Raw genomic sequence first — 3937 nt, forward strand, 5'->3', positions numbered from 1 at the left:
CGGCCCGGTCGCCGCCGCGGGCGGCAGCTCACCGGCCGCGAGGCGGGCGCTCACGTCGTCGGCGAGGCGGTGGGCGAACACGAGGCCCTCCAGGAGCGAGTTGGAGGCCAGCCGGTTGGCCCCGTGGACCCCGGTGCACGACACCTCGCCCGCGGCGTAGAGGCCATCGAGCGAGGTGCGTCCCCGTAGATCTGTCCGCACGCCACCACTCGCGTAGTGCTGGGCCGGCGCGACGGGCAGCAGCTCCGTCGCGGGGTCGAAACCGAGCTCCCGGCATCGCGCGACGATCGACGGGAATCGGCGCTCGAGGAACTCGCGGCCGAGGTGTCTGGCGTCGAGGAAGACGTGGTCGGCGCCGGTCTGCGCCATCCGGTCGACGATGGCGCGCGCCACCACGTCGCGCGGCGCCAGGTCCGCGAGCTCGTGCAGTCCCTGCATGAACCGCACGCCCTCGGCGTCGACGAGGACGGCCCCCTCGCCGCGCACCGCCTCTGAGATCAGCGGCTGCTGGCCTCGCGAACCCTCCCCCAGCCAGAGGACCGTCGGGTGGAACTGCACGAACTCGAGGTCGGTGACCACGGCACCGGCCCGCAGCGCCGCCGCGACGCCGTCACCGGTCGCCACCGAGGGGTTGGTGGTGGACGAGTAGACCTGTCCGATGCCTCCGGTGGCGAGCACCACGGCCCGGGCGTAGGCGGCACCGACGCCGTCGACCTCCCCCTCGCCGATGACGTGCAGCGTCACCCCGCACACGCGCGGGTCGGTGTCGCCGCCGCGCAGCAGGTCGACCACGAGGGCGTGCTCGAGCAGCTCGATGCCCGGGTCGTCGATGACGGCGTCGAGCGCCGCGATGAGCGCGCGCGAGATCTCCTTGCCCGTGGCGTCTCCTCCGGCATGGGCGATCCGGTCGCGGTGGTGCCCGCCCTCGCGGGTCAGCGAGATCTGGCCGTCCGGCCCACGGTCGAACTCGGTGCCGAGCGCGACCAGCTCGCGCACCCGCACCGGCCCCTCGGAGACCAGCGCCTCGACCGCCGCCACGTCACAGATGCCCACCCCGGCGACGAGGGTGTCGTGCAGGTGTTCGGCCGGGGAGTCGGCCGGGTCGAGGGCGGCGGCGATGCCGCCCTGGGCCCACCGGGTCGAGCCTTCCGACAGCACGGTCTTGGTGACGAGCAGCACCCGGTCGACCCGCTGCCGCAGCCGCAGCGCCGCGGTGAGCCCGGCGATGCCCGATCCGACCACGATGACGTCGGCGGTCGTCGTCCAGCCCGGCTCGGGGGACACCAGCCGGTCCGGAAGGTAGGGCGTCATGCACCGCCCCCGGTGACGTCCCCGGTCCCGGAGAAGATTTCGCGCGCCCCGCCGCCCGGGCCCACCGCGACCGGCAGGTTGTCGATCAGGCGCGTGGTGCCGACCCGGCCGGCGACCGCGAGCAGGGCCTCGCCGCGATACCACTCCGGCACGTCCTCGAGCGTGCTCGGGTGCACGAGGACGAGGTAGTCGACCAGGGCGAGGGGCTCACGCACCAGCACCTCCCGGGCGGCCCGGCGGATCGCCGACGGCCCCTCGGAGGCGGCGTCAGCACCGGCATACAGGGCCTTGGACAGGCACAGCGCGACCTGCCGGTCGGACGTGGTGAGGTAGGTGTTGCGGCTGCTCATGGCCAGGCCGTCGGGCTCGCGGACCGTGGGGACGGAGACGATCTGGACGGGGAAGTCGAGGTCGCGTGCCATCCGCCGGATGAGCAGCAGCTGTTGGGCGTCCTTCTGCCCGTAGTAGGCGCTGTCGGCACGGGTGAGGTGCAACAGCTTGCCGACGACCGTCAGCACGCCGTCGAAGTGCCCCGGTCGCGACTGCCCCTCCAGGACTGCGCCCAGCGGACCCGCCGAGACGCGGACGCCGGGGTCCCCGTCGGGATACATCACGTCGGGGGTCGGCAGGAAGACGAGGTCGACCCCCTCACGGGAGCAGATGGCGAGGTCGTCGTCGACGGTGCGCGGGTAGCGCGACAGGTCCTCGCCGGCGCCGAACTGCAGGGGGTTGAGGAAGATCGTCACGACGACGTGGGCCGCCCGCTCCCGGGCACGGCGGATCAGCGTCGCGTGTCCCTCGTGGAGGGCGCCCATGGTCATCACGACGGCGACGTGCCCGTCGCTCAGCTCTGCCCGTGCCTGCGCGAGCTCGTGCCTGGTATGGGCGACGCGGGGCGCTCGTGAGGTGCCTGGTGCTGGTGTGGTCACGGTCGCTCCTCGGGAGTGGCGAGGACGTCGAGCAACGGCTGCGCCCGCGTGGCCGTGAGCCGGCCGCTCGCGAGGGCCCGTTCGGTGGTGGCCCGGGCCAGAGCGAGGTACGTCGGTCGGACGTCGGGCGTCTCGTCGATCAGCTCGTGCAGGTGGGCCGCGACGGTACCGGCATCCCCGCGCGCCACCGGCCCGGTGAGGGCCAGGTCTCCCGAGCTGAGCGCACCCTCCAGGGCAGCCTGGAGAAGCGGCGCGATCACCCGCCTCGGGTCCTCGACCCCGGCCGACTCCAGCACCTGCATCGCCTGCGCCACGAGGGTGACCAGGTGGTTGGAGCCGTGCGAGAGGGCAGCGTGGTAGCGAGGGCGGTCCTCCTCCGCCACCCACACCGGCTCGCCGCCCATCTCGACGACGAGGGCCTCGGCCACCAGCCGCAGGGGCTCCGGCGCGGTGACTCCGAAACAGCAGTCGACCAGCCGGTCCAGGTCCATCGCGGTGCCGGTGAACGTCATCGCCGGGTGCAGCGCCAGCCCCAGCACGTGCTGGGGCAGCGCCGGTTCGAAGACCGATACGCCGTGCCGTCCCGAGGTGTGCACGGCCAGCTGGCCGGCCTGCCACCTGCTCGTCGCGGACAGTCCCCGCACCAGGTCCACGAGGTCGTCGTCGGGCACCGTGAGCAGGACCAGCTCCGAACGGGCGACCACCTCCTCGACCGGCAGCAGCGGCACGTCCGGCAACAACCTCCCGGCACGCTGACGCGAGTCCTCGCTCACCCCGGAGGCGGCGACGAGGCGATGACCGGCCCGGCGCAGCGCGGCCCCCAGGACCGCACCGACCCGGCCGGCTCCGACGATGCCCACCTCGAGGCGGGCGGGGCGGTCCGGCGGTGACGTCACGACCGAAACGCTAGCGCGCCGGACCGGGCCCTACCGTGTCGGTCATGACGTGGGTCCCGTGGCAGCAGGCGTGGCAGGAGGCGCTGTATGGCGGGTGGGGCTTCTATCGCGCGGACCGCGGGCCCGGGGGGCACTTCACCACCTCGACGCAGGGCGCGCCCGGTCTCGGCGAGACCTTCGCGGAGGCTCTCGTCGCGCTGGCCCGTCACGCCTCGTTGACGTCCTTCGTGGACATCGGTGCCGGGCGCGGTGAGCTGCTCGAGCAGGTCCACCGGATCGCCCCCGATCTGTCCTGCCTCGGGGTCGACGTCTCTGACCGACCCTCGTTGCCGGAGCCGGTCGGCTGGCTCACCTCGCACGGGGGCCCGGATCTGCCGGACCGGTTGACCGGGCTCACGGGCGTCCTCGTCGTGGCCAACGAGTGGCTCGACGTGGTGCCGTGCACCGTCGCCGAGCTGGACGAGGACCTGGTGCCGCGGACGGTCCTGGTCGACCCCTGCACCGGCGCGGAACGACTTGGCGAGACGCTCTCGGACGCCGAGCTCGACTGGTGTCGAGGCGAAGCACAAAATTGGCCGATGCAGGGCGCCCAGCCAGGAGACCGGGTGGAGGTCGGGCTGGCGCGCGACCGCGCCTGGTCGGACCTGGTCTCCCGCGTCGACCACGGCCTGGCCGTGGCCATCGACTACGGGCACCTGCGGACGTCGCGGCCGGCCGGCGGGTCGCTCACCGGCTTCCGGCGCGGGAGCAGTTGCGCGCCGATCGCCGACGGCAGCTGCGACCTGACGGCGCACGTCGCCG

The 3937-nt window shown here is 73.7% G+C and carries 4 protein-coding genes; 1 reads left to right on the forward strand and 3 read right to left on the reverse strand.

Going from position 1 to position 3937, the window contains the following annotated elements:
• The 3 genes from FRW57_RS18545 to FRW57_RS18555 all read right to left on the reverse strand — a co-directional run.
• Nucleotides 1–1311, reverse strand: a 1311-nt coding sequence (locus FRW57_RS18545; protein WP_152186710.1) for an L-aspartate oxidase, incomplete at its 3' end; no start/stop codon positions are given.
• Nucleotides 1308–2240: a pantoate--beta-alanine ligase gene (panC, locus tag FRW57_RS18550; protein ID WP_137121356.1), complete on the reverse strand. Its 933-nt coding sequence runs from the start codon at nt 2238–2240 to the stop codon at nt 1308–1310. The genes FRW57_RS18545 and panC, both read right to left, overlap by 4 nt.
• A complete protein-coding gene (locus tag FRW57_RS18555) occupies nt 2237–3136 on the reverse strand; it encodes a Rossmann-like and DUF2520 domain-containing protein (RefSeq protein WP_137121355.1) in 900 nt (299 codons plus the stop codon). The genes panC and FRW57_RS18555 overlap by 4 nt, the downstream gene beginning before the upstream one ends.
• A 44-nt stretch (nt 3137–3180) precedes the next feature.
• Between FRW57_RS18555 and FRW57_RS18560 the strand changes: the two genes are divergently transcribed.
• The coding region (locus FRW57_RS18560) for an SAM-dependent methyltransferase (protein ID WP_152186711.1) at nt 3181–3937 on the forward strand (757 nt) is incomplete at its 3' end.

Origin of the sequence: Segeticoccus rhizosphaerae (assembly GCF_009192725.1) — a bacterium.
In the GTDB taxonomy this organism is placed as follows: Bacteria; Actinomycetota; Actinomycetes; order Actinomycetales; family Dermatophilaceae; genus Segeticoccus; species Segeticoccus rhizosphaerae.